This is a genomic window from Catenibacterium sp. CAG:290 (genome assembly GCF_000437715.1).
GTDB lineage: Bacteria > Bacillota_I > Bacilli_A > Erysipelotrichales > Coprobacillaceae > Catenibacterium > Catenibacterium mitsuoka_A.
Genome location: NZ_FR898839.1, coordinates 1 through 1,983, shown reverse-complemented (window position 1 = coordinate 1,983; position 1,983 = coordinate 1). Strand labels below are relative to the sequence as shown.

The following is a 1,983-nucleotide window of genomic DNA, read 5'->3' as shown; positions in this document are numbered from 1 at the left end:
GGCTGGCATTTTTTTATGCATAATGTGCCGCCTTATATTTCTGTATCGCCTTGTTCTCAGGTATTGAATACTGAACTGGATTCTCATTGCACAATGCTTCACTTCTTACTTCATAAGGTGTTTTCACACCAAATCTTCTTTGATATCTTTCATGACTGTAATATCTTATCCATTCTCTTATTGCCTCTTCTAATTCCTCTCTTGTTTCATATTTCTTGCCATAATGATATATCTCACATTTAAGTATTCCCCAAAATCCTTCCATTGGTCCATTATCAATGCAGCAGTGAACTCTGGACATGCTCTGTTCCATGCCATTATCCTTAAGCATACGCACAAAGACAGGACTCGTATACTGGAAACCTCCATCACTATGAAATAACGGATGTGCTCCTGGATTAGCGTCTACAGCTGATCTGAATATATCAAAGACAAGTTTATTATCGTTATGGTCACTAATTGCATATCCTACTGGATATCTGTCATAAAGATCTAGTATCAGGCTTAGATATAGCTTATTTTCATTATTTCCATATTTGAACTCGGTGACATCTGTTACCCATTTTTCATTTGGTCTTGATGCATTAAAGTCTCTTTTAAGATTATTCTTGGCTGTATTGTTGCTTTTTCTGACTGTACAGCTTCTTCTTTTTGGTCTTATGATTGACTTGATGCCAAGTATTTTCATCACCTTGTAGACCTGCTTGTCATTATAGTTCTTGTTTTCATCTCTGTTTATTCTATCTGTCATCATTCTGTAGCCAAGCGTATGATTGAACTTCTCATCATACTTTCTTATAAAGTCTGCCAGTTCCTCATTTTCAAGATCTCTTTCGCTTTTGTTATGTTTAAGCCATTTATAATAATTCGCCCTCTTTACACCTAATATCTCAAACATAGCTGATAGGCTTACCTCTTTGTCTTCTTCCTTGATTTCCTTGATTGACTGATATTCATTCTCGAATTTGCTTGTTCTGCATATCCTCTCCTTTCTATCTCCTCCACTTTTTTTAACAGTCTAATCTCCAGATGAGCTCTTTCAAGCTCACGTTCCTTTTCTCTCAGCTGTTTCTTTAGAAGGCCAAGCTCATCTAGCTCCTCATCCTTTTTACGGCGTCCACGTCTATCTGATAAGCCTTCTTCACCTTTTTCTTTGTACTTTCTTACCCAGTTAAATACATTTGAATATGTCACATCAAATACTTTGCACGTACCCGAATAATCAAGATTGTGTTCCATACAGTACTTTGCAATCTCTATTCTTTCTTCTTTTGTAACTTTTCTGCACTTTGTCATATAGATTTCTTTACCTCCAGGAATATAATCCTTTAACTCTATATGATCATTATATAACTTTACCCATACAAGTACTGTCCCACATGCAGGAATTTTATACTTTACTGCGATATCTCTTAGTGAACCTTCCCCAGCTAGATATGCTTCTACAACCTTCCTTTTAAACTCTTTGGTATATGATTCATTTGCAGTCTTCTCATCAAATGCAGAATCGCCATATGCTTGAAAGATTCTAATCCACCTTTGAACTGTAGTTATACATACATTTATTTCTTCAGCTAGACTAGTAACTGATTCACTGCCATCTAAGTATCTTCTACATATTTCAATTTTTTGTTCTTTTGAAAACTTACTTTTTCTTCCCATAAGAAAACCTCCTCAGCAAACAGTGCTTTTAATTATTTGCACTGTCTACTGGGAGGTCATCATATCATAGATGTATACTGCCTTTTCGTTTACTTAATATTATCAAATAAATTTGTAGAATAAACACCTTCATCAATTAACTTCTTAAATGATTCCTTTACAACAGGTGCATCTTCTTTGTATGTTACACCAAACCATGAATCCTGTACTTCTAATACCTTAACACTTAATTTGTTTTCTCTTAGTAGTTCACCAATATAGATAGGTAATAAGTATTCATCCTTAAGTGGATCCTTGATGTTTTCAAAGAATTCTACAAAA

General features: G+C 34.7%; 2 protein-coding genes and 1 pseudogene. All 3 read right to left on the bottom strand.

What is annotated here, in order from left to right; genetic code table 11:
- Positions 1-13: 13 nt before the first annotated feature.
- Positions 14-898 (bottom strand): IS3 family transposase, encoded by an 885-nt coding sequence (locus QVO42_RS07245; RefSeq protein ID WP_022425468.1) that lies wholly within the window; start codon positions 896-898, stop codon positions 14-16.
- An 11-nt stretch (positions 899-909) separates the two neighbouring features.
- Entirely contained in the window at positions 910-1,662 is a 753-nt protein-coding gene (locus QVO42_RS07240) for a helix-turn-helix domain-containing protein (protein WP_022425467.1), read from the bottom strand.
- Between the two features lie 89 nt (positions 1,663-1,751).
- Positions 1,752-1,983, bottom strand: a pseudogene (locus QVO42_RS07235) (nucleotidyltransferase); the annotation flags it as partial.